Annotated in this window: 16 protein-coding genes and 1 pseudogene; 9 read left to right on the forward strand and 8 right to left on the reverse strand. The window is 55.4% G+C overall.

Going from position 1 to position 21,330, the window contains the following annotated elements; translation table 11 throughout:
- Nucleotides 1-4: 4 nt before the first annotated feature.
- From ACIPL0_RS08605 to ACIPL0_RS08620, 4 genes are all read right to left on the reverse strand, one after another.
- Nucleotides 5-304, reverse strand: a complete 300-nt coding sequence (locus tag ACIPL0_RS08605) for a metal-sensing transcriptional repressor (RefSeq protein WP_400599025.1) — start codon at nucleotides 302-304, stop codon at nucleotides 5-7.
- 57 nt (nucleotides 305-361) lie between these two features.
- Nucleotides 362-712, reverse strand: a complete 351-nt coding sequence (locus tag ACIPL0_RS08610) for a DUF3147 family protein (protein ID WP_400599027.1) — start codon at nucleotides 710-712, stop codon at nucleotides 362-364.
- Between the two features lie 226 nt (nucleotides 713-938).
- On the reverse strand, nucleotides 939-1,901 hold the full coding sequence (locus ACIPL0_RS08615; protein WP_400599029.1) for a quinone oxidoreductase family protein: 963 nt from the start codon (nucleotides 1,899-1,901) through the stop codon (nucleotides 939-941).
- A 112-nt stretch (nucleotides 1,902-2,013) separates the two neighbouring features.
- Complete coding sequence (locus tag ACIPL0_RS08620; protein ID WP_400599031.1) at nucleotides 2,014-2,763, reverse strand: SDR family NAD(P)-dependent oxidoreductase; 750 nt, start codon at nucleotides 2,761-2,763, stop codon at nucleotides 2,014-2,016.
- A 162-nt stretch (nucleotides 2,764-2,925) separates the two neighbouring features.
- On the opposite strand from ACIPL0_RS08620, the gene ACIPL0_RS08625 reads away from it, so the two are divergent.
- On the forward strand, nucleotides 2,926-3,831 hold the full coding sequence (locus ACIPL0_RS08625; RefSeq protein WP_400599033.1) for a LysR substrate-binding domain-containing protein: 906 nt from the start codon (nucleotides 2,926-2,928) through the stop codon (nucleotides 3,829-3,831).
- Nucleotides 3,832-4,022: 191 nt separating this feature from the next.
- Here ACIPL0_RS08625 and ACIPL0_RS08630 read toward each other — a convergent pair whose 3' ends face one another.
- On the reverse strand, nucleotides 4,023-4,916 hold the full coding sequence (locus ACIPL0_RS08630) for a LysR family transcriptional regulator (RefSeq protein WP_400599210.1): 894 nt from the start codon (nucleotides 4,914-4,916) through the stop codon (nucleotides 4,023-4,025).
- Nucleotides 4,917-5,019: 103 nt separating this feature from the next.
- Between ACIPL0_RS08630 and ACIPL0_RS08635 the strand changes: the two genes are divergently transcribed.
- The 3 genes and pseudogenes from ACIPL0_RS08635 to ACIPL0_RS08645 all read left to right on the forward strand — a co-directional run.
- A complete protein-coding gene (locus tag ACIPL0_RS08635; RefSeq protein WP_400599034.1) occupies nucleotides 5,020-5,682 on the forward strand; it encodes an NADPH-dependent F420 reductase in 663 nt (220 codons plus the stop codon).
- A gap of 337 nt (nucleotides 5,683-6,019) precedes the next feature.
- Nucleotides 6,020-6,541 carry a hypothetical protein gene (locus ACIPL0_RS08640; RefSeq protein ID WP_400599036.1) on the forward strand — a complete coding sequence of 174 codons (522 nt, stop codon included), beginning with the start codon at nucleotides 6,020-6,022 and terminating at the stop codon, nucleotides 6,539-6,541.
- 165 nt (nucleotides 6,542-6,706) lie between these two features.
- Nucleotides 6,707-6,814 (forward strand): annotated as a pseudogene (locus tag ACIPL0_RS08645) (integrase); the annotation flags it as partial.
- A 124-nt stretch (nucleotides 6,815-6,938) separates the two neighbouring features.
- Here the strand turns inward: ACIPL0_RS08645 and ACIPL0_RS08650 are convergent.
- Nucleotides 6,939-8,441 (reverse strand): sensor histidine kinase, encoded by a 1,503-nt coding sequence (locus ACIPL0_RS08650; RefSeq protein ID WP_400599038.1) that lies wholly within the window; start codon nucleotides 8,439-8,441, stop codon nucleotides 6,939-6,941.
- 643 nt (nucleotides 8,442-9,084) lie between these two features.
- Here ACIPL0_RS08650 and ACIPL0_RS08655 point away from each other — a divergent pair.
- Both ACIPL0_RS08655 and ACIPL0_RS08660 read left to right on the forward strand, forming a co-directional pair.
- The gene (locus ACIPL0_RS08655; RefSeq protein ID WP_400599040.1) at nucleotides 9,085-10,089 is read left to right on the forward strand and encodes a GlxA family transcriptional regulator; all 1,005 of its coding nucleotides are present in this window, start codon (nucleotides 9,085-9,087) and stop codon (nucleotides 10,087-10,089) included.
- A gap of 692 nt (nucleotides 10,090-10,781) precedes the next feature.
- Nucleotides 10,782-11,480: a flagellar hook assembly protein FlgD gene (locus ACIPL0_RS08660; RefSeq protein WP_400599042.1), complete on the forward strand. Its 699-nt coding sequence runs from the start codon at nucleotides 10,782-10,784 to the stop codon at nucleotides 11,478-11,480.
- Nucleotides 11,481-11,820: 340 nt separating this feature from the next.
- Here ACIPL0_RS08660 and ACIPL0_RS08665 read toward each other — a convergent pair whose 3' ends face one another.
- Together ACIPL0_RS08665 and ACIPL0_RS08670 are read right to left on the reverse strand one after the other, a co-directional pair.
- Nucleotides 11,821-17,274: an AAA family ATPase gene (locus ACIPL0_RS08665; protein WP_400731526.1), complete on the reverse strand. Its 5,454-nt coding sequence runs from the start codon at nucleotides 17,272-17,274 to the stop codon at nucleotides 11,821-11,823.
- Between the two features lie 823 nt (nucleotides 17,275-18,097).
- Nucleotides 18,098-18,583 (reverse strand): AAA family ATPase, encoded by a 486-nt coding sequence (locus tag ACIPL0_RS08670; RefSeq protein WP_400599044.1) that lies wholly within the window; start codon nucleotides 18,581-18,583, stop codon nucleotides 18,098-18,100.
- A gap of 227 nt (nucleotides 18,584-18,810) precedes the next feature.
- On the opposite strand from ACIPL0_RS08670, the gene ACIPL0_RS08675 reads away from it, so the two are divergent.
- The 3 genes from ACIPL0_RS08675 (at nucleotide 18,811) to ACIPL0_RS08685 (ending at nucleotide 21,221) form a co-directional block, all read left to right on the forward strand.
- On the forward strand, nucleotides 18,811-19,365 hold the full coding sequence (locus ACIPL0_RS08675) for a carboxymuconolactone decarboxylase family protein (RefSeq protein WP_400599045.1): 555 nt from the start codon (nucleotides 18,811-18,813) through the stop codon (nucleotides 19,363-19,365).
- Nucleotides 19,366-19,449: 84 nt separating this feature from the next.
- Complete coding sequence (locus ACIPL0_RS08680; RefSeq protein WP_400599047.1) at nucleotides 19,450-20,088, forward strand: glutathione S-transferase family protein; 639 nt, start codon at nucleotides 19,450-19,452, stop codon at nucleotides 20,086-20,088.
- Nucleotides 20,089-20,108: 20 nt separating this feature from the next.
- A complete protein-coding gene (locus tag ACIPL0_RS08685; RefSeq protein ID WP_400599049.1) occupies nucleotides 20,109-21,221 on the forward strand; it encodes an alkene reductase in 1,113 nt (370 codons plus the stop codon).
- The last annotated feature ends 109 nt before the right edge of the window (nucleotides 21,222-21,330 follow it).

Genomic DNA, 21,330 nt, shown 5'->3' on the forward strand with positions numbered 1-21,330 from the left:
GTACCTACAGATACTTGGTGATCTGCTTGAACTCCTCAAGTGATGCACCTTCGCTGCTGGTCAATGCACCGACTGCATCCTCCAGACAGTGATCGATGTGATCCTGGATCAGCGTGCGCTTGGCCTGGCAGACGGCCTTTTCAACGGCATGCAGTTGTTGCGCGATATCAACGCACGCCCTGCCATCCTCGATCATTGTCACAATACTGCGCAGATGACCCTCGGCGCGCTTGAGCCGCTTCACGATGGCGGCGTGAGACTGATGCGTGTGTTCGTGCTTGGGCGCAGGCGTATTCTTGGTCATGATCTGATCCAGCGAAAATAAGCGCGCAGTATCCCCTACCCGAGGTTGTTCGCACACTCATAACAGATCTATTCCGAAGCGCCGCAGCCCTGCGGCAAACACCACAAAGACGAGCATGCTGGAAACCATCGCGATGAAGAGCGCTGGCCAGAATCCCATTCGCGTCATGAGCTTCGGAAAAATCAGAAACATGGGCAAGGTGGGCACGACATACCAGAACGTGTACCAGGCGTGGTTGGCGATCTTCTCCGTGCTCTGCTGTTCGTAATGCAGCCAGATCAGAGTGAGCACAGTCACCAACGGAAGAGAGGCGATCAGACCGCCCAACTTGTCGCTTCGTTTGGCGAACTCCGAGACCAGGACGACAATGGCGGAAGTGATGACGTATTTGGTGATCAGCCAGCTCATGGGCCTGTTGGCGTCCGGGGCGCGACTCAAAAGATGAAGCGTGATCGTATCCCCCTGGGGGGGATATATCAATGCCACGTTCTGCTGGCTGAAGGGTAGCTCCCTGACCGGTTTCCAAGTGGACACCTGAGCCGATGCCTTGACCCGGGACGGCCTGACATTGATCAACGCACTGTTTGATGAGAGGCCCGTGCGTATCAAGGCGCTTTCGGTGCCGCTCAACACATCAGGGGATCAGCAGGATCGATCCAGTGTGTTTGCGTGCGGCAATGGCGCCATGAGCCACGGCCGCCTCTTCCAGTCGATAGCGAGTGAGTTCCAGGCGCCCCAGAGCCCCCTCGCGAAAGCGCTCGAACAATTCCGATGCGGCCATGTCCTGGTTTTGCGCGTTGACGTATTGGGGAGTCGACGGTTGTACATATTGAATGCCGCGCGCATTCAGCAGCACGGGGTCCGCAGTGACGGCGCCCGAGGCGTTGCCAACGTGAACGAGATCGCCACCGTCACGCAGCGCGCTGATCGAAGCGTCCAGCGTCTGCCGACCGACCAGGTCGTACACCACGTCGACACCATCCCCCCCGTTCACGGTTTTGATCCGTCCGGCCAGATCTGGCTCATCGGAGCGCATCACGTGATCGAGCCCCCAGCCTTCAACGATTCGGGCTTTGCCGGCTGACCCGACCGTAACGATGACGGTAGCGCCCAGGGATTTAGCCCACCGTGCAAGCAGGCTTCCGACCCCACCGGATGCCCCCTGCACAACAACGGTTTGACCGGCTTGAACTGCGTGTACCTGCCTGACGAGCATCCACGCCGTAAGCCCTTTCGACAGAAGCCCGGCGGCCTGCTCGCTGGAGATGTCGTCGGGAAGTTTGATCAGCGCGCTGGAATCGATCACTCGACGATCCGCATACGCACCGAACGCGAAGAAATAGCCCACGCGATCACCGACCTTCAGGTGCCGCACACGAGGGCCGACAGCCTCGACGACGCCCGCCGCTTCCACGCCCATGCTGAATGGCAGCGGAACCTGGAAGGTGCCATCCCTGAACATCGTGTCGACGAAATTCACGCCGATGGCTTCGTGGCGTATCAGCACCTGGTCACGGGCGGGTGACTCCAGATCGAAGGTTTCGTGGTGAAGCACTGCGGGAGTGCCTTGCTGGTAAATCCGGATGCGTTGAGTCATGACTGCCTCGGCGATTTAAAACGTGATTGGCGAAAACCTGAATCCTTGAGGTCAGCAGTGCCGTGCGGTTGGCGGACGGCACTGCCGATCGGATCGCTGGAGGTGAGATCGATCAGGCGCTCTGGCCGCCGTCGACGTTGAGCGTGGCGCCGGTGATGTACGACGCCTCAGGGCCGGCCAGGAAAGACACGGCGGCGGCGATGTCTTCTGGTTGACCGTACCGCCCCAGTGCTGCCAGGCCCGCAAGAAACGGGGCGTGGTCGGCGGTTTCAGGATTCATCTCGGTGTTGATCGCACCCGGCTGGATGACATTGACGGTGATGTTGCGAGGTCCCAGATCGCGGGCCCAACCGCGGGTGTAAGCAGCGACGGCGGCTTTGGTCGCGACATAATCGGCAGCACCGGGGAAAGGCACGTGGTCGGCGCCGGTCGTGCCCAGAGAAATGATGCGTCCACCGTCGTTCATCAGGCCAACCGCAGTGCGCACAGCGGTCACGACACCACCGACATTGACCGCTTGCTGGCGATCGAACGCCTCGATGTCGGCATCAGGCGCACCGACAGGGCCGGTGACGAAAACGCCGGCGCTGTTGACCAGAATGTCCAGCTGGCCGAAGTGTTGATGCACCTGTTTGACCAGAGCGATCACCTGCGTCGTGTCACCCTGATCGGCCTGAATGGCCAAAGCCTGCACACCGTGGCGCTCAATCTCGGCGACTACCTTTTGCGCCTGTTCAGGGGATTTCGCGTAGCTGAACGCGACGTGCGCGCCGTCTGCCGCGAGACGTTTGGCGATGGCGGCGCCGATGCCGCGAGAGCCGCCGGTTACCAGTGCCACCTTGCCTTGGAGTTGCTGAGTCATCTGTCTGATCTCCACTAGGAGCCAACCGGAATGGCTGGCTTCGTTTCGGTGAGATCAATGTATGAGATAGCCAATGCGGGATAAATTGGCTAAAAATGACACCACTGTTCCTTAATACGGGCTAATGGCTCAAACCCCTGATCATCATGGATGCGTCATCACGTGGACTACTTCTCGGCAGTCAAAGCGTTTATCCAGGTGGTGGAAGCCGGGAGTTTCGTCAAGGCGGCGCAAACACTGAACCTTCCACGCAACACCGTCACCAAGCACATCCAGTCGCTGGAAAGTCACCTGCGGGTGAAATTGCTCAACCGCACCACGCGGCGCATCTCGCTCACCAACGACGGAACCGCGTACTACGAACGTATGGTCCGGGTGGTGGATCAGTGGCTGGAGGCCGAGTCGGACCTGGTCAGCGCCCAGGCGCGTCCACATGGGCGACTGCGAGTCGACATGGGCTCGACGATGGCGACCATGCTGGTCTTGCCTGCGTTGCCGGATTTTCAGAAACGCTATCCCGAATTGCAGTTGGACATTGGCGTGAGCGACAGGCCGGTCGACCTGCTCGGTGATCGGGTCGACTGCGTCATTCGCGGCGGCACCTTGAGTGATCCGTCACTGATCGCCAGGCGTCTGGGCAGCCTGAAGTTCGTTACTTGCGCGACGCCGGGATACCTCGCCACTCACGGCACGCCGTTGCACCCCACCGATCTGGAAACGGACCATCAGATGGTTCGCTACTTTTTTGCGGGTACCAACCGGCGCCTGCCAGTGGAATTCGTCAAAGACGGCGAGCGCGTATCCGTAGACGCGAACTACTTCGTCTCGGTGAACGATTCCAACGCCCTACTCGCTGCCGCCCTCGCCGGCATGGGCGTGTTACAAACGTTGATGTTCATGGCCGAACCGCATTTCAAGTCCGGCGCCCTGGTTCAGTTGCTGGAGGACTGGTCACTGGAGCCGAACCCGATCTACATCGTCTACTCACCCAATCGACACCTGAGTGCCCGCGTGAGGGTTTTCGTGGATTGGCTCGTCGAGTTGTTTGAAGCGAAGGGATTGCGCTGATGGTTTTGAATGACGCCTGATTACAAGCGTTCGGCGATATATCGATTTCCTTTTTTTAAGGGGGAGCGGCGTGCGGTGCTGGCTCAGAATCTGCCTTCAGTGTTTTATTTCGGCCAGAAACAGACAGTCAACCAAGCCCTGCCCTGGACCGAAATGAACCATCCATGCGGCTGAGACAACTCAACCTCCGCTCAACGATCACCAAAGCGGGCGAGCGCAGCATCGATAAATAACCGGAGCTTGGCTGTTCTCTGGCGGTTGGCGGTGTAGAGCAAATGCATAGGTCGGCTCGGGGCTTCATAATCAGTTAACAGTCGGACCAACTTGCCGCTGCACAATATGGGCTCAAGTAAATCATTGGGGCCCAGAACAATCCCGAAGCCATCCAGTGCTGCTGACAGCAGTGCTTTGCTCTCGTTGACCCGCAATCGGCTGGAGACCTGTACCCGTTCAACTGCCGAACCTTTGCAAAATACCCATTCGCGGTCGGCCGGCTGGGACCAATACGCATACCCCAGACATTCATGGTTCTTCAAGTCGTTCGGTATTTGCGGCACTCCTCGTTCATTCAGATAGCTCGGCGCCGCACAGACTATCAACCGATAAGGCGCCAACGGCCTGGCGGTCAAACTGGAGGCGGTCAATGGGCCAATCCTGAAAGCCACTTCATACCCTTCTTCCACCAGATCGACAAAGCGGTCGGTCAGGTGCAGGTCGATTTCGACCTCCGGGTGTTGACGCAAGAACTCCGTCATAAAAGGCATGAGGCAATGGGAACCAAATGTTACGGGAGCGCTGATTCTCAACTTGCCGCGCGGGGTGTCGTTCATGATCTGTGCAAGCGAGTCCGCAGCCTGAGCCTCGCTCAGAATGTGCTTGCAACGCTCGTAATATGCGCTGCCCAGCTCAGTCAGGCTCTGTTGTCGAGTGGTACGGTTCAGTAGCCGCGCACCTAGTCGCTGCTCAAGTGCGGAGACATGCTTGGCCACCATCTGTGGCGATAGGCCCAATCGCTCGGCGGCGCTGGCGTAGGAGCCCGACTCTGCCGCGACTACAAATGCCCCCATGCTAGTCAAACGGTCCATCATTCAACACTCCCAGTAACGAGTCTAAGTAACCGATGGTTATTTATCTTCAGTTTGTTGGCAATGATCATAAGTTCCTCTGACCAACCAGCGGAGCAAAGGCATGCGCATAGGCATTATTGGGGCAGGTTTCATCGGGCGTGCAGTCGCGCAATTGGTCATCGCAGCGGGACACGAGGCGATGCTCAGCAATTCGCGTGGTCCACAATCCATGAGTAGCGTACTCAGTGGTATTGCAGGCAGTAAGGTCGGGACGGTCGAGGAGGTAACAGACTTTGGCGAGGTTGTACTCGTGGCGATTCCTTTCAAGTACTACCCAAGCGTGCCGGCGATGTACCTAAAGGGAAAAATCGTATTGGATGCCAACAATTACTACCCCGAACGCGACGGTCGCATTGCCGCTCTCGACCGATTCGAAACCACCACCAGTCGCCTGCTGGCCGAGCATCTGCGCTACTCAAGCGTGGTCAAGGTGTTCAATGCAATCCTCGCCCAGGACCTCACGCAGGATTCGCGTCCGAAAGCAGCGCCCGACCGACGCGCACTGCCGATAGCGGCGGATGATGCGGCGGCAAAAGCGCGGGTGATCAAGTTGCTGGACGAGATTGGATTTGATGCAGTAGATGCGGGGACTCTTGATGAAAGCTGGCGATTCGAACGGGCCAAACCCGCCTACTGTATACCGCTGGATAAACAGGGGCTGAAGGTTGCTCTGGCTGCGGCTCGCAGGGAAATCGAGCTGCCCGATGGATCCTGGCGCCGCTGAATACCCAGAATGGAGCGGATCGGGCGGAGACCAGGAGCTGATGTAACGACAACGTCCGCTTTGGGTCGAAAGCAGTCATCGTAACCGCGTCCTATGACCGCATCCCACGATGCATATGGCACATCCAAAACTAACGACAAAATTAGGTTACCGTTAATTAATTGGGGCTCTCAGGACGCTGTTCCGACTTGAGCCGAAACGATCAAACCAGCGGGGTTGACTCTCTGATTGAGACGTACGCGACCATCGCGGAGCAGACCTTCGGAAAGTTCATGGACGAGGCCATCGATCCCGCGACCGTTGAGCTATCTAGCCCATTCGACGATCCGGGGGGCGCTTGGACCAATATGAAGGAAGACGAATTAATGGCATCAAAACGATCGTGTTCGCCGCCATAGCCATCGAAGCGGCGGCTTATGAATTCACAGCTTGGGGTCTAGGTGATCAAGTCGCCCGGAGCATGGATAGGATGGAGATCGAGGGGAAATGGATGATTGGGACTCGCCTGATCTGCGGCCAGTCGTTCAACGCTACGGGGTCGGCCATCAATGGCCTCAAGGGCTTGGTGAAAGCCCGTAATGACCTGATGCATCACAAGTCGAAACCCGATGATGACGCGGGCGAATCTGCTCGGAAGATGATGAAGCGCTGGACCGAGTTTGAAAATCACCAAGTGCCCAACGCCTTCAAGACCCTCGTGCTGCTCTCGCTGGAGCTGGAAGCTCTGCCAAATAGCATGCACGGCATATTCCCTTTCTACCAAATGGACATCTTTAATGATTATCCGCGTCATTCTGGTGTGCGTGAGGCGATAGGACGCTGCCAAGAGATCCATCGCAAGCATCAGAGAGGGCTTTAAGGTATCTGACCTGATCATTGCCAACGAGCGCCGGTACCGGCAGCTGTCGAATGATTCGCCAATATTGATAACCCGCGCACCCGGCGGGCGTATCAGGGCGACCTAGTAGACTTCTGCAGTTTTGTCGGCCTGGCGGCGGCGGAAGAATTCAAAGCGGTGAACCGGGCCCACGTGCAGGCCTGGCTGGGCCACGCCAATATCAGCACGACGCGGATCTATGATCGCCGCCAGAACCGGCCAGAGGACTCCCCCACGTTTCGGGTGAAATATTGACCACCTGTAATTCGGGACACCACCTCTTCTGAGCTCCTCAGATAGAGAGACACGTTTGAACATTTCTCTAATGCTCGAAGGCGCGTTTCAAGACATCTATTCCGGGGAGAATGGCGACCTCTGATCACGGTTCAAATTTGGGTAGAGAGAAATAAAATGCTGAGCCATTAATCAGGTTCCGCGCCCATATCGCTCCTAGATGAAACTCCACTATCGATCGGCAAATCGCTAACCCCATTCCCATTCCGGTCTCGCGGGTAGTCACGAATGGGGTGAACAGGGATGGGAAGGTCATAGCGTCAATGCCAGGGCCTGCGTCAGCTATTTCAACAATGACTTTCTCGTGGTCGCAACTCGTTCGCATCTGCAGTAGCCGACGATGATGATCCACACTGCTCATAGCCTGGCAGGCATTCATGATAAGGTTGATGAGAACTTGCTGCATCTGAACCCGGTCAACTCGTACCTGTGGGTTTCCCGCATCGAGCGCTAGACTAAGACTGATGTTATGATGATTGAGTTCGTACTGCATAACAGTAAGCGTCTCTCTGATCAGCTCATTCATGCGCTCCGGTCGATGATCGGGGTTGTTCTTACGCGCCAAAGCCCTGATCCGCTTTATGACTTCATCAGCTCGGAGTGCGTTGCCGGTAATGTTGTCCAGCCCAGCTCTAATTTCAAACAAGTTAGGGTGTGGTAAATCGAGCCACCGACGACATGCATGCGCACTACTTGCAATGGATGTGAGCGGTTGTTTGACTTCATGGGCAATAGACGCTGTGAGCTCTCCAAGCGTGGTCACTCGACAAATGTGTGTCAGTTGAGCCTGGGTGCGGTATAACTTCTCCTCGGCCTGCACACGCTCGGTTATATCCATGACCGCTCCTAGGTACTCGCATCGGTCGTCCAGTGGGAATAAGGGGGTAGCGATCATGTGCACATGTTTGATCCGTCCATCCGACATGAGCAGTTTATGGCGGACCTCGATTTGCGCTTCCTTCCGTGACGCTCGTTCAAAGGCATCGTGTACTTGAGGATGGTCCTCTTGAGGAATACGTGCCAATACCATAGATTTCGACACCGGCATCTCCGGGGGGTATTCAAATATACGGGCACTTTCCACCGACCAAGACATCAAGTCTGTCACCGCGCTGAAGTTCACACTTCCGGTGTGACTCAGGCGCTGCGCACCTGTTAGGTAGATTTGATGAAGATGCAGATTATCAGCAGCCTGCTTGGCCCGGGTGGCTAGGAATCCGATTGCAGACAAGGCCGTTAAGCACCTGACGAAAGCGGTGATCGAATTCCAGTCCTCATAGCCTGCATCAATAAAAAACTTGAGAATAATGGTGACCATGCATACCAAAGACACCCCACCCACCATTCTGATAGTTAATATGTTAGCCGCCAGCAACAGTACAGAAAGGTATATTCCAGTCGCTGCAATGTCGCGGTGATTTGGAACAGTGTCAATTAAAATGATGCCAGCGGTAATGGCTAAACCAATTCCCCAGATGATCCAAACCTCGTACCGACTTTGGCGTCTAGCTATGAAGGGACGAGGCCTCAACGATCCACTACGACGGTAGTCAAGTAGCGAGCGAAGCTGACGGAGCGATGCAAACATTGATATACACTCTTTTATCATCATCTATGAGCCAGGTGGTAGTCCGTGAAGCAAAACGGTAACACAGCGTAGCCAGGCATCAGAAATAAGCATCTTACTGATCATCCAGGCGCCTTAGGGGGAATTGGCGATGACTTGAACCGCCCCTCCGCTCAAAACTACCGCCACTAAAAATCTGTATAAAGAGAGATGAGATCCGTATCTGCTTAACCTTTCCAAAAAGATCGTAATACACCTAAACCACTCGCAACAACTTAGTGCGCAAACAAATTTCGATCACCATTAATTAGGTTGAATTTGGTAACCAAAAAGGCTGCAATTTACATACATAGGTATAGTGGATTTTACTCAAGATTGACATGCTCACAACCAAGCACTGAAAAGATCATGCCCCTGACTTAAGAGATCTTGCTATGCAATAAAATAGCGCCTATCCAACGAACGGTTTTGACAGGTATGCTTACCCTAATTCAGGGAGGTGGCAGGCGAGCGCTGTATAGAGAAAAAAATTGGCGAATGTCGCACAGCTTGAATTGCTTAAAAGATGGAGGGATGGCAATCGGGATAAACTTCCAAATCAAAGGATACTGGTCTGGGTTGCTTGACAGCGCCAACAATCAGCAATTTGAGGAGATATTTCTACATGACAGTCACAACTCATGCCGATTCGATCCATTCTCCACGCACAGTGCTTTTTGTCGCTTACCCTCAGATGGGCCTGCTGGATCTGACCGGTGCACAAACCGTGTTTTATGCAGCTGACAAAGCTATGAAAGAGCGAGGGCTACCAGGGTATCAACGACTCACTGCGAGTATTCAAGGCCACGCGATGCCCACGGTTGAAGGGCTCTCTGTTGGGACCATGCAGCTTGCTTCAGTTGAGAATGATGAGATCGATACAATTATCGTTCCTGGGTCGCCAGAGATCCTGGCCGCGCTGACGCATAACAGGGATCTCATCGACTGGCTATCGTGGATGGGGCCGAGAGCGCGTCGCGTAGCCTCAGTCTGCACTGGCTCATTTCTCCTAGCCCAGGCAGGTTTGCTATTTCAAAAGAAAGCAGCTACGCATTGGGGGATGTGCGACCTGCTCGCCTCACTCTTTCCGTCTGTCGAGGTCGATAAGGATGCGATTTTTGTGCAGCAGGGCAGTATATGGACATCAGCCGGCGTAACAGCGGGCATTGACCTGGCCCTAGCGTTAGTCGAGGCAGATTGTGGGCGCGATGTGGCAATGACGGTCGCGCGGGAACTCGTGGTCTTCATGAAACGGCCAGGGGGGCAGGCCCAGTTCAGCGAAATGCTCAAGGCGCAAATGAATGACGCCGACGTATTTGCGGACTTTCACCTATGGCTGGCGGAGAACTTGGAGCGTGAGGATCTAGACGTAGAAGTAATGGCTGAACAAGCATCTATGAGTACTCGAAACTTTAGTCGCGTCTACAAGAAGAAGACCGGCCAATCTCCCGGGAAGGCCCTTGAGCTTTTCCGCCTTGAGGCGGCACGCCGATTACTTGAAGACTCTGACAGGAACGTTGGGCAAGTCGCCTTGGCATGTGGGTTTGGCGATGAAGAGCGGATGCGCGTCACATTTCAGCGCCATCTGGCGGTCTCCCCTCGTGAATATAGATCCCGCTTCGAGCGCTAGGGTTGCCTAAGCGCCTTAATGTGTAAGGTGAACGCCAGTATATATTCGTGAAAAAAGCGGCGAATCATGCCTCACCATTGGCGCATACCCTCCCTTATCATCGCGTCCGAATCGGCCACTGTAGAGCACCGGGCCTGATCTACGTCGATTTTCAGCCTCTGGCAAAGGGGCCGACCATGCTCGCGCATCGCGCCTTGGATCAAGCTTCAAGATTACGGTGAAAATCGGCGAAGTGCGTTTGTATTTTAACTTAGGCACTGCGATCACAGGCTCATGAGCGTCATGTGGCCAGGAATCAGACGCTAGGAACAGCCGATTTTATTGCAGAACATACAAAAGTAGCAAACCCTGTATTTAAGACAAATAATCCATGTATTAAGCCATGATTAGAAATATCTCTCGTTAACTGACCGTCCACCATGAGCATGCGAACCCTGGCTGCGGTAAATACTTGCCACCCTAACTCATTAAGAGCGGAATTAATTTGCCGCACCGGTTCAATTTTCGGCACTATCAAAATGAAATGTCCAGTAAACACTGACATTTCAGTGAGTGGCACATCATTTGCTCTACTCAGGTTTCGTCATCCACCTCCATATGAGAATCAGCCTCGGTAGGCAGTGTCGTGTGGAGACCCGACGAATTCTGAGCAATTGATTACAAATTCAATATTGATTATAGAAGGATCTGATATGACAAACTCAGTCAGCAACAACGCCTCATCCGACTACGTAAAATCTCTGCAGCAAGGCACATCCGGGAAAACCGGGAACAGCGTGACCGGTGGTAGCGCATTAGGCAAAGATTCGTTTCTCACGCTGCTAGTCACCCAAATGCAGAATCAAAATCCACTCGATCCACAGGACAATACGCAGTTCGTTGCACAACTGGCGCAATTTAGCAGTCTCGAAACCATGCAGAACCTGAGTACTAGCGTGGATGCAATTGGTGGAATGTATCAAGCCACTTCCGCTGTCCAGGCGGCGTCATTGGTTGGACGTACAGTAATAGTGAACAGCGACTCCACCAATGTCGATACCACCAAAACATTCACCGGTCAGATCGACCTACCCACTACGAGCACGCTGACTACCGTTAAAATTTATGACAGCGAGAAACACCTTGTACGGACAGTTGAGCTTGGCGAGCAAAAAGCAGGGGAAAGGGCATTTACCTGGGATGGTAAAAATGCTGAAGGTGAACCCGTTCCATCCGGAAACTACACTTTCACTGCCACTGGCAGCTTGAATGGTAAATCCACGAAACTAAGCACCTATCTGCCAGACAAAGTCTCCAGCGTCAGCATGGGGTCCGCAGGTCAGGCAATGAGCCTGAACCTTGCAGATGGGACAAATGTGGGACTTGGTAAAATCAAGCGGATTGAGATTTGAAAAGAGCGTATTCGTGACAAGACACTTGTCATAACCCCACTGCCCAATCCGGCCTCAGATATTGACTCTGAGGCCAATCTTGCGTTTAGCAATGCTGTATTGATCCACACTCTTGCACTGTTTAGCTAGTTAATAAGCGCAGGCGACCGCGCGAAGTTTTTCCCAAGGCCTAGGATGCACGTGCCCGATCAGCGGACAGGAATCAGCGTGAAGGAAATCTTTACTAGCTTCCGTCACGCCCTGGGAGGCCCGGCAGCCACTGCAGATGATCTACCTATTGCACAAGCGCCTATAGCAAAAGCTTCCAACGTTGCACTGGGGTATCAGATACGCATAACCTTCACTGGGCTCCGGGGACCACAAAGTGAATGACCGCCCCGCGCGGTACATTTACTCGGGCTCCAAGTTGCCCTCCCAAACCCTCGATGATCGAGCGACAGATAGAGAGCCCCATACCCAAGCCAGTGGTTTTGGTTGTATAAAATGGCGCAAAAATCTGATCGTGGTCTAGAGAACTGAAACCTGGTCCCGTATCACTTACAGTGACAGATACATTCCCATCATCACCTGCATTAGTGCTTATCGAAAGCTCACGTTGATCGTCATCCAAACTAGCCATGGCTTCCAGCGCGTTGATGACCAGATTGATCAATACCTGCTGCAGCTCCACCCGGTCAGCTTTGATCGGCGGCACGCCTTTCTGCAAGCTGACGTTGATACTGCAACGGTTCTTAACCGCCTGACCACGAGTAATTTCGATGACCTCGCGTATAGCCGCATCAAGATCGACGCATTCTTTGCGATGAGGTTGTTTGGTGATCAGTCCACGTATGCGAGTGATGACGTCTGCGGCGCGATGGCCGTTTTGGACAACTTGACCCAAGGCTGATTTCACTTCCGCGGTATCGCCAATCTCAAGCCAACGTTGAGCAGCCCCTACCCCGGTGAGCGTTGCAGCAATAGGTTGGCTAACTTCATGGACGATCGAAGCAACAAGCTGCCCCATCGTGGCTACGCGATTAGCATGCGCTAACTCTGTCTGCATCTCTCGGTAACGACGCTCACTGTCGCGCATCTGCTCCTCTGCCCTTTTGCGCTCGCTTAGGTCGACCACGAACGCAACTCCCTCCTGCCGACTAGCCTCGAACATGGCCAAACCAACGATGACGGGCACCGAAAGTCCATTTTTGTGCAGGTAGGCTTTTTCAAAAGGCCGCGCGGTACCTGTTCGAACCGCTTCGCTCATCGACCACTCGCTGATCTCTTTGAACTCCTGAGGTGTCATATCCCGCCACCGTACCAATCCGCGCTCGATTTCGTCGCGCTCGTAACCGAGCAAACGCAGGAACGCATCGTTGGCCTCAACGATCTCCCCCGCCGTATTCCAGACCACGATCCCGATGATGTTGGCCTCGACCAAGCGGCGAATCTTGCTTTCGCGGGCCTCTATAACGCGATACAAGCGGGCATTTTCCAAAGAAACGGCCGCCTGAGCCGCAATCAATTTCAGGACCGCTACCCGCGAAGGACTAAACACATGAGGTACCATAGTGTTTTCCAGGTACAGCGCTCCGGTCAGCCGAGCCTGGTGCATCAGCGGCATGCAGAGCAGTGAGCGAGGACGCCGACGTTGGATATAGGGGTCTGTCGCGAATGTTTGAGCACTAACAGCGTCGTCCAAGATCAGATGTTCCCCGCTACGTAACACGCGATAGAGCACAGACTCGGGCAAAAATGCTGAAGTGACAGGGACATCCTGCAACCGCGTTTCTTCAAACCCGACGCTCACTTCCCCTACAACCCGATTGGTCTCCCCAGTGGAAAGGATCAGCACCCCACGCTCTGCGCCGGCTTGTTCGATCGCCAACCGCATGATCTTGTCGATCAGTTTTTCCAGGATGATTTCACTCGACACTGTCTGCGCAATCTTCAGCACTGTTGCAAGATCAAGATGTTCCACAGGCGCTGTAATTGTCATCTCGGGCGTCAATGGAGGATGTACTCTATTAAGAAGCGGGAACTGACTGTCCAGCTGGCGCGCCTTACCCTCCGCCCCCCACCTTACATAGGCGTAGCGCGCATCTCGCATGTAAACACCGGCAACTTTTTCCATACCGCGTGCTGAATAGAAGCGTGCTGCCAGTTCATTAGCCAGCGCCTCTATGTGCAAGAACTGGCTTTCCTGCGAGCGTCGGATGGCGAGCTCATAACCGTGCTCAGCCGCTAGAAACCTTCCTTCAACCCTCGCAATTTCAGCTCCCAGCAACTGATGCCGGCTTGCGAAATTCTCCGGACATTGCTCGGCCCAAATCTGCAGTTGCAGATAATGAGCTTTCATCACGGAAATATGCGACGAAGGGACTTCACACAGACGATCTTCGCAAAGCGCTGCTCGAGCGAGCGCATCAAAAAAATGATACTCGGCCTCTTCGTAAAACGAAGCCGATGACCATAGGGACTGCTTTGCTTTCAGCCCGGCGGTCAAAGCACCTTCAAAGTCACCTGCAAGAAATCGCGCCTGTAACAGGCGTACTTGAAACCAGCAGAAAGCCTGGATCAAGCCTGGACTGGCCTCCAGCTTGGCTTCCACTGTCCGCTCATCGAACAGATCATCAGCCAGCCGGCCGAATTCAGGGGATTGACCTCTGAGCATACGAATAAGCATCAGCTGAGTTTTGATCACGTCCGTAATCAACCCGAAGCCCACCCCCCGGACATATTCCAGGCCCTGTTCGGCGTCTGCCTGTACTGCCGCAAGAGGATCGCCTGCATATAGCAGGTCCGATATCAATGCGTTACGCGTGAAGGATCCGTATGCGAGATCACCGATACTATTGGCGGCCTCGAAGGCCTTATCCAACAAAGGGCGGCACTCTCGGACCGGCTTCATCCATCGCACAACAAAATTCGAGAAACACAGACGTGTGCTGGCCTCAAATCTTTTCAACTCACGATGGTCGACAAGATCGCATCCCAACTGGCCGAACCTCAGGCCTCGCTCCCAGTCACCAAAGCGGGGACCAGAGACTCGCCCAACATTGGCATAGAGCATGGAAGAAGCGTCACAATTGCCCCATTCCAGGCTCAAACTTACCGCTTTGCAAATCGTCAATGCGGCAAGGTTCGCATCCGCCTGCACTGCCGGAGCAAACATTCGACTCAGAACCTCGAGCGTTGCCAGAATATCGGCGTTGCGCATGATCGGCTGATCAAGCAGGGACTCAATAGTTCGGTCACCCAAGTGGGTCCAAATAAGACGATATTCAAGCTCGACCTGCTTATTGTCTGGATGCTCCGACCAGTTGACGCCCGCCTGTCGCAGATAGTCGAGCGATACCCGCACCGCACGGGCGCTATCATCTATCAGCAGATAGACATCAACCTGTAAGCAGGTGACGCTGGCTCGCTCGACCATGTTGCGCGCGTGCTGGGAAAGCAGCTCAAGCCGTGCTTCGGACTCAGATAAGCGGCCGGTGAGCATTTCACATTCAGCCTGGTTCAGTTCCAGGGCAAATCGCACATCCTGTGAGCTGGTCTCCCCGAGCATTTTCAAACCGCTTGCAAAGTAAGCCGAAGCCGAAATATAGGCCGTCGATGCTTTGGCACGGAGCCCTGCCATCAAATTGAAATTTGCCAGCTGCTCACGTTCTTCGGCGCCAATGATTAATTCGCTTGCGCGATTAAGCTGACTCACGATGTCGAAAATCGAGTCCTCGCTGCCGCCCTGATTCGAAGCAGCGATCAAGCGGCCGATTCGAAGATGCGCCGACGCTCTCTTGTCCTGCGCCATCAGTAGGTAGGCTGCTTCATGGACGCGGTCATGCATGAACACGTAATCAGTGCCTGACCGCTCCACAAACCCTTCACGAAAAGCATCCCACAGCAACGTATGAACGCGCTCCTCTTCCATTTCGAGTACAAGCGCCAAGGCGGTCGCACTGGCGTGGTGTCCAAGACAAGCAAGCTGCTGCAACGCATCTTGGGTTGGCCGCGGCAGACGAGTCAGCTTGCTGAGCATCAGGTCCGCGACATTATCGGTGTACCCTTTAGCGTGTATTCCTTCGGTCATCCAGTGCCACTGCCGAGCGCCGTGATCGAACGTCAACAGATCCTCTTCAGCTAAGGAATAAAGGAACTGAATGGTGAAAAATGGGTTGCCGTCGGTCTTTCCGTGCACAAGTCTGGCCAGTGGTCTTACTTGCGGTCTCGAGCTGTGCAACGTCTCAGCTATCAGTTGTTCGGTCTGATTGAGATTCAGTGGCGCCAGCGTGATCTCATCGATCCTCGCACCCGCTTCGCGAATCTTGACCAGTTTGCGTGGCAGGGGGTGCAGGTAGTTCACCTCGTTGTTGCGGTAAGCGCCGATCAGAAGCAAATGACGCACGTCGTCTGTAGTGAGCAGATCTTCCAGCAAATCGAGCGTCGCCACGTCCAACCACTGAAGATCATCAAGGAAGAGTGCCAGGGGATGCTCAGCGCGAGCAAAGACGCCGATGAAGCGGCGGAAGACCTGCATGAATCTGCGCTGGGCTTGCTGCGGCTCAAGCGCTGCCACAGGCGAGGGCTCGCCAATGATCAGCTTCAGTTCAGGAATCAAGTCAGTGAGAAGCCGAGCATTGGGCGTTAACGCATCGACTAACAACGCTCGCCAGCCGGCCAGTTCAATATCGCTTTTGCCCAGCAAAGAGTGAATGAGCGCCTGAAAAGCCTGAATCAGTGTCGAGTACGGTATGTTGCGCTTGTACTGGTCAAACTTCCCCGCAGCAAACAACCCTCGCGGAGGGACCAATACCTTGTGCAACTCCCCAACCACCGATGACTTTCCGACTCCCGAATAGCCACTCACCAAGACCAACTCTGGCGTGCCACCACTCACCACGCGATCGAAAGCAGCGACGAGCTTATCGACATCACCCTCACGGCCATACAATTTTTCGGGGATCATCAAACGCCCGATGCTGCGGTGCTTGTCCAGGCCGAAGTTGCTGATCGATCCATCTGCCTGCCATTCGCTCCAACAACGGCGTAAATCGCACTCGAGCCCTTTTGCCGTCTGATATCGCTCCTCTGGAGTTTTGGCCAACAGCCTCATCACGATGCGGGCAATAGTGCCTGGTACTCCTCCGACTTTTTGCTCAAAAGGTGCTGGCCTTTTGGCGATATGACAGTGCACCCAACCCATCGGGTCTTGAGCGGTGAACGGCAACCCCCCTGTGAGCATCTGGTAATAAAGTACCCCACATGCATACAGATCGCAGCGCGAGTCTATCGAGCGATTCATCCTGCCAGTTTGCTCTGGCGCCATGTAAGCCAGTGTTCCAGCAATGGTTTCCGGGGGCTCAGGTAGTTGGCGCTCTCTTGGGAGGCGGCTTGCCAAACCGAACCCTGTAAACCTTGCTCTGCCGTCATTACAGTTGATTATGACATGGGCTGGTTTCACATCTTTATGGATAAGCCCAGATTGATGCAGCTTGGCCAGCGAGGCCGCTATTTCAATAGCGAGAGGTAAAAAAATCTGAATTTCCAAGGGGCGGTTTAACACCGCCAGCAAAGGCTCTCCGCCTGAATCCCCCAATACCAGAGCCATCTCACCAGCTTCGCGCACGAGCTCCAATGGCTGCAGCGCCCAATCGGTGGATAATTCATCCTTCAGGCCATATTCGTGGCTTAGGCGATAGGCACTGGCATACGACGACTGAGGAAAAACTGAGCGAACAATCAAGCACGGCTTCTCATCTCCACACCGCGTCATGCGGGTCAAAGTACGTTCGCCGTCGTCCCACAACATTTGCATCTGCTGCCAATTCACCATTGACGCTCGGACCCCGAGTTATAGCAATCACAAGACAAAACTTGCCTGTTGAGAGTAATAATCGACATGGGGATTCGCTAGGACAAAAAACCCTTAAAAAAAGACCTGGTTTTTTTGTGAGCGCTCTGCCCAGCTGTAACGTGCACAGAGCGGCTTGAAGCTTTCCAGAGAGCGCCTGGAGAACGCATATGCACAACGGCAGCCGACAGCTCACCAGATGGCCATACCAACTCATCGTGAACGAGATATTGGTTTCTCATTGATAAGCACTTCTACCTATAGGAAAAGGCAAGCGGTCGAGTACGTCAGCAAGACGATTTATGGCGAAAGCTCAACGCAGCGGCTCCAGAAATCCATACCGCTCCGACTTTTTGCAGCCTCTAGCAGACAGGGACTCCAAACGCGAACAGCGATGTCGCTGTAGGTCCACTCCTTCAGGAGGTTATTGGTAGATTGCTTAACTAGGATTTCCGTGCCGATGAGAACACCTGGACTGCAGCTCAGGTGATTGCCGGGTCACTCGCGCCTGGTAACACGTGGCGTAATCTCCGATGGTGGCTATCTGGAAAGGTTACTCAAACCAAGGCTTTGCTTGCTTCGAGAGTTAACGGCGACTTGGCGGGCGTCCACGGCATTAGCGTGGCTATCCACAATGTCGTCCAGGGCATGCATCAAGTGTGTACTCTCTACCTCGAGCCGTAGCATCGCAACACACTCACCGTCGCAAGAGCAAAACAGCTTGGTCGTATCCCGAGATCTAACAACGGCCCCTCCAAATAACTCACTCTCTTGAAGTTATCGCCCGTCAAAGCCGGTGAATTTCAATCTGAAGCCCTTCATCTTCATCCGGGGCCCGAAAATAGCGGGTGATCAGATCGAACTCCGCGTCGGTCGCTGCAAACTCATGTTCCGCGCGGCGGTTGCGAAGGTGCAACCGGGCTCGGCAGGTGTCATCGTCCACCTCGACATAGTGAACACGGTGAGAAACCCCGGCTGCGTCGGCCAGGCCGCGCAGCCATTGTCGATCTTGGGGAGTGTTGGCAGGGAAATCCAGGACCACCGTCACGCCGGCGTTCAGTAGATCAATGACGAGTGGACCGACCACCTCGCGAATCTGGCGTGCAAGGCGCACGTAATCGGTTACCGACTTGATCTGATCAGAATAAAGCCGTGAGAGCCATTGATCCTCGCTGAGCAGAATCGCCGAGCGTTCGGCGGCCAGGCTTCTGGCAAGCGTTGATTTGCCGGATGCAATCTTGCCTGACATGAGATGAAGGACTGCTGTGGGCATGAGGGACGCCTCCTTGTCGAATCCTGATGATGCTCATGGAAAAGCACCGAAGCAACCGCCGTCCATTCACCGTCCGCCATGGATCGAACGCGACATCCGCCTCGGAAGGCGCCCCCCTCCATTCCTCACAGGCATGGCTGATATGCCCGCCCCCTGCGTTCCGCACTCCGATCGAGAGCAGCACTATGGCTCCAGCACTCTTGCTGACTCTCTGAAGGAATACTGCGATGACCACATTCACCCGCTACACCCTCGACACTGCCCCTGCTGCCTCCAAACCCATTCTGGAAGACGTGAAAAACGCGTTCGGCTTTTTACCGAATCTTCAGGGCCACATGGCGGAATCGCCTGAGTTGCTGGCCGGCTACAGCCAGCTGTGGGATCTGTTCGGCAAGAGCACGTTGACGCCCCATGAACAGCAGGTCGTGTACCTGACCTCCAATTTCGAGAACGACTGCCACTACTGCATGGCTGGTCATTCCACCCTCGGCAAGATGATCGGCATGTCCCCCGAGGTCATCGCCGCGCTGCGGGCCGGCAGCGCCATTCCTGACGCCCGGCTGGAAGCCCTGCATGTGTTCGCCACCGCTGTGGTGCGTGATCGCGGCTTTGTCAGCGATGCCGGGATCGAAGCGTTTCTGGCCGCCGGCTTCACCCGCCGCAACGTGCTTGAAGTGGTGTTGGGTGTCGCGACCAAGGTGATGAGCAATTACACCAACCATCTGGTGCACACACAGCTGGATCCCTTCATGAAGGGCAACGAGTGGACCAAGCCGGAATGACTTACCGACGGGCTGCCGCTTTTCATCTCCGTTGAGTCGTTGAAACGGCAGCGACCCGATCCTCTCGCCAATGAGAAATCCATCATGTTGATCGTTCATGCGTTTGCCACTCCCAACAGCATCAAGGTGCCTGTCGTTCTGGAAGAGCTGGGGCTCGATTATCAGTTGGTCCCGGTCAACATTCGCCAGGGCGAGCAGAAACACGAGGCGTTCGTCGCTTTGAATGCCAACGCCAAGGTGCCCGTGCTGGTCGACACCGAAGCGAGAAATGGCGAGGGGCTGGTGCTCACCGAGTCCGCCGCCATCATGGTTTACCTCGCCGAGCAGCACGGCAGGCTGTTGCCGTCCGATGGCGCCAAACGCGCCAGGGTCTTCGAGCAGCTGTTTTTCCACGCCAGCGGATTGAGCCCGGCGTTCGGTCAGTCCGGTTATTTCCAGAAGCTGGCCAGCGAGCCGAATCCGGCAGCCGTTGCCCGCTTCCACGGTGAAGCCCGGCGCACATTGGCGGTGCTGGATGGTGTGCTGGCGAACAACGCTTTCGTGGCGGGCGACGAGTTTTCCATCGCCGACATTGCGCACTTTGGCTGGTTGTGGCGCAGGGAGTTTGCCGGTGTCGATTTTTCCGCAAGCCCCAACGTCGCGCGCTGGTACGACACCGTGGGCCAACGGCCTGCCGTGTTGCGCGCCATTCAACGCACCAACGCCCTTGTTCCCCAAGCCTGATAAATGAAGGAGTGCCAACCATGAACGATCAACCACTGTTCACGGCCACTGCGATTGGCCCTTTTACCCTCGAACACCGCGTTGTCATGGCGCCGTTGACGAGAATGCGCTCCAGCGAGGGCAACGTGCCGAATGCGCTGATGGCCGAGTACTACGCACAGCGCACAACCCGCGGCGGACTGATCATCGCCGAGGCGACTCCGGTTTCACCTTATGGGTTCGGATACGCCGGCGCGCCGGGCATTTTCACCCAGGCCCAGGTGGACGGCTGGCGCAAAGTGGTCAAGGCCGTACACGACAAGGGCGGCGTAGTCTTTCTCCAGCTGTGGCACGTCGGCCGCCAGTCACACCCACTGCTTCAGCCAGGCGGTGTCGACCCGGTGGCGCCCTCGGCGATCCAGGCAGAGGGCGAAGCCTACGCGCCGACCGGCCCGGTGCCGTTCAGCCGGCCACGAGCGCTTCATCTCGACGAAATACCGGCAATCATCGAGTCGTTCCGCCACGGCGCGCAGCTCGCCAAAGAGGCGGGATTCGACGGCGTCGAAATCCACGGGGCCAACGGTTATCTGCCAGATCAGTTCCTGCAGGATGGCACCAACAAACGCACCGACGCTTACGGTGGCCCGATTGAAAACCGCGCGCGCTTCCTGCTTGAAATCACTGCGGCGGCCATCTCGGTGTGGGGTCATGGGCGGGTGGGCGTCAGGCTGAGCCCATCGAGCAGCTACGGCTCGATGCATGACGGCAACCCGAAGGCGACCTTCGGCTACGTGGCCCGGCAGCTCGATAAACTGGGGCTGGCTTACCTGCACGTTGTGGAGCCACGTATCAAAGGCACGGAGACCGTGGACGAGAACGCGGAACCGGTCGCGGTCCAGTACCTGCGCACAGAGTTCAAGGGCCCGATCATCGCTGCCGGAGGCTTTCATCTGGAAAGCGCACAGAGCGTGCTGTCACGCGGGGATGCGGACCTGGTCGCCTTCGGTCGCGCCTTCATCGCCAACCCCGATCTGCCAAGACGACTGCGTGAAGGAGCGTCGTTGAACGCCTACGATCGGGACACCTTCTACGGTGGCGACGCCGAGGGTTACATCGACTATCCCTTTGTCGAGGAACTGCCCGCCAGCGCGTAACGGCTGGGCTGGCGGGCGTCTGACCGCCCCTGGCCATTCAACCGAGCCAAGGACGGCAGATGGTGAAGCGGTCGCGTGGTCAGTGAGCGAAAATGCGCTGCAATAAAAA

It is taken from the genome of Pseudomonas sp. NPDC090208 (assembly GCF_044746785.1).
GTDB lineage: Bacteria > Pseudomonadota > Gammaproteobacteria > Pseudomonadales > Pseudomonadaceae > Aquipseudomonas.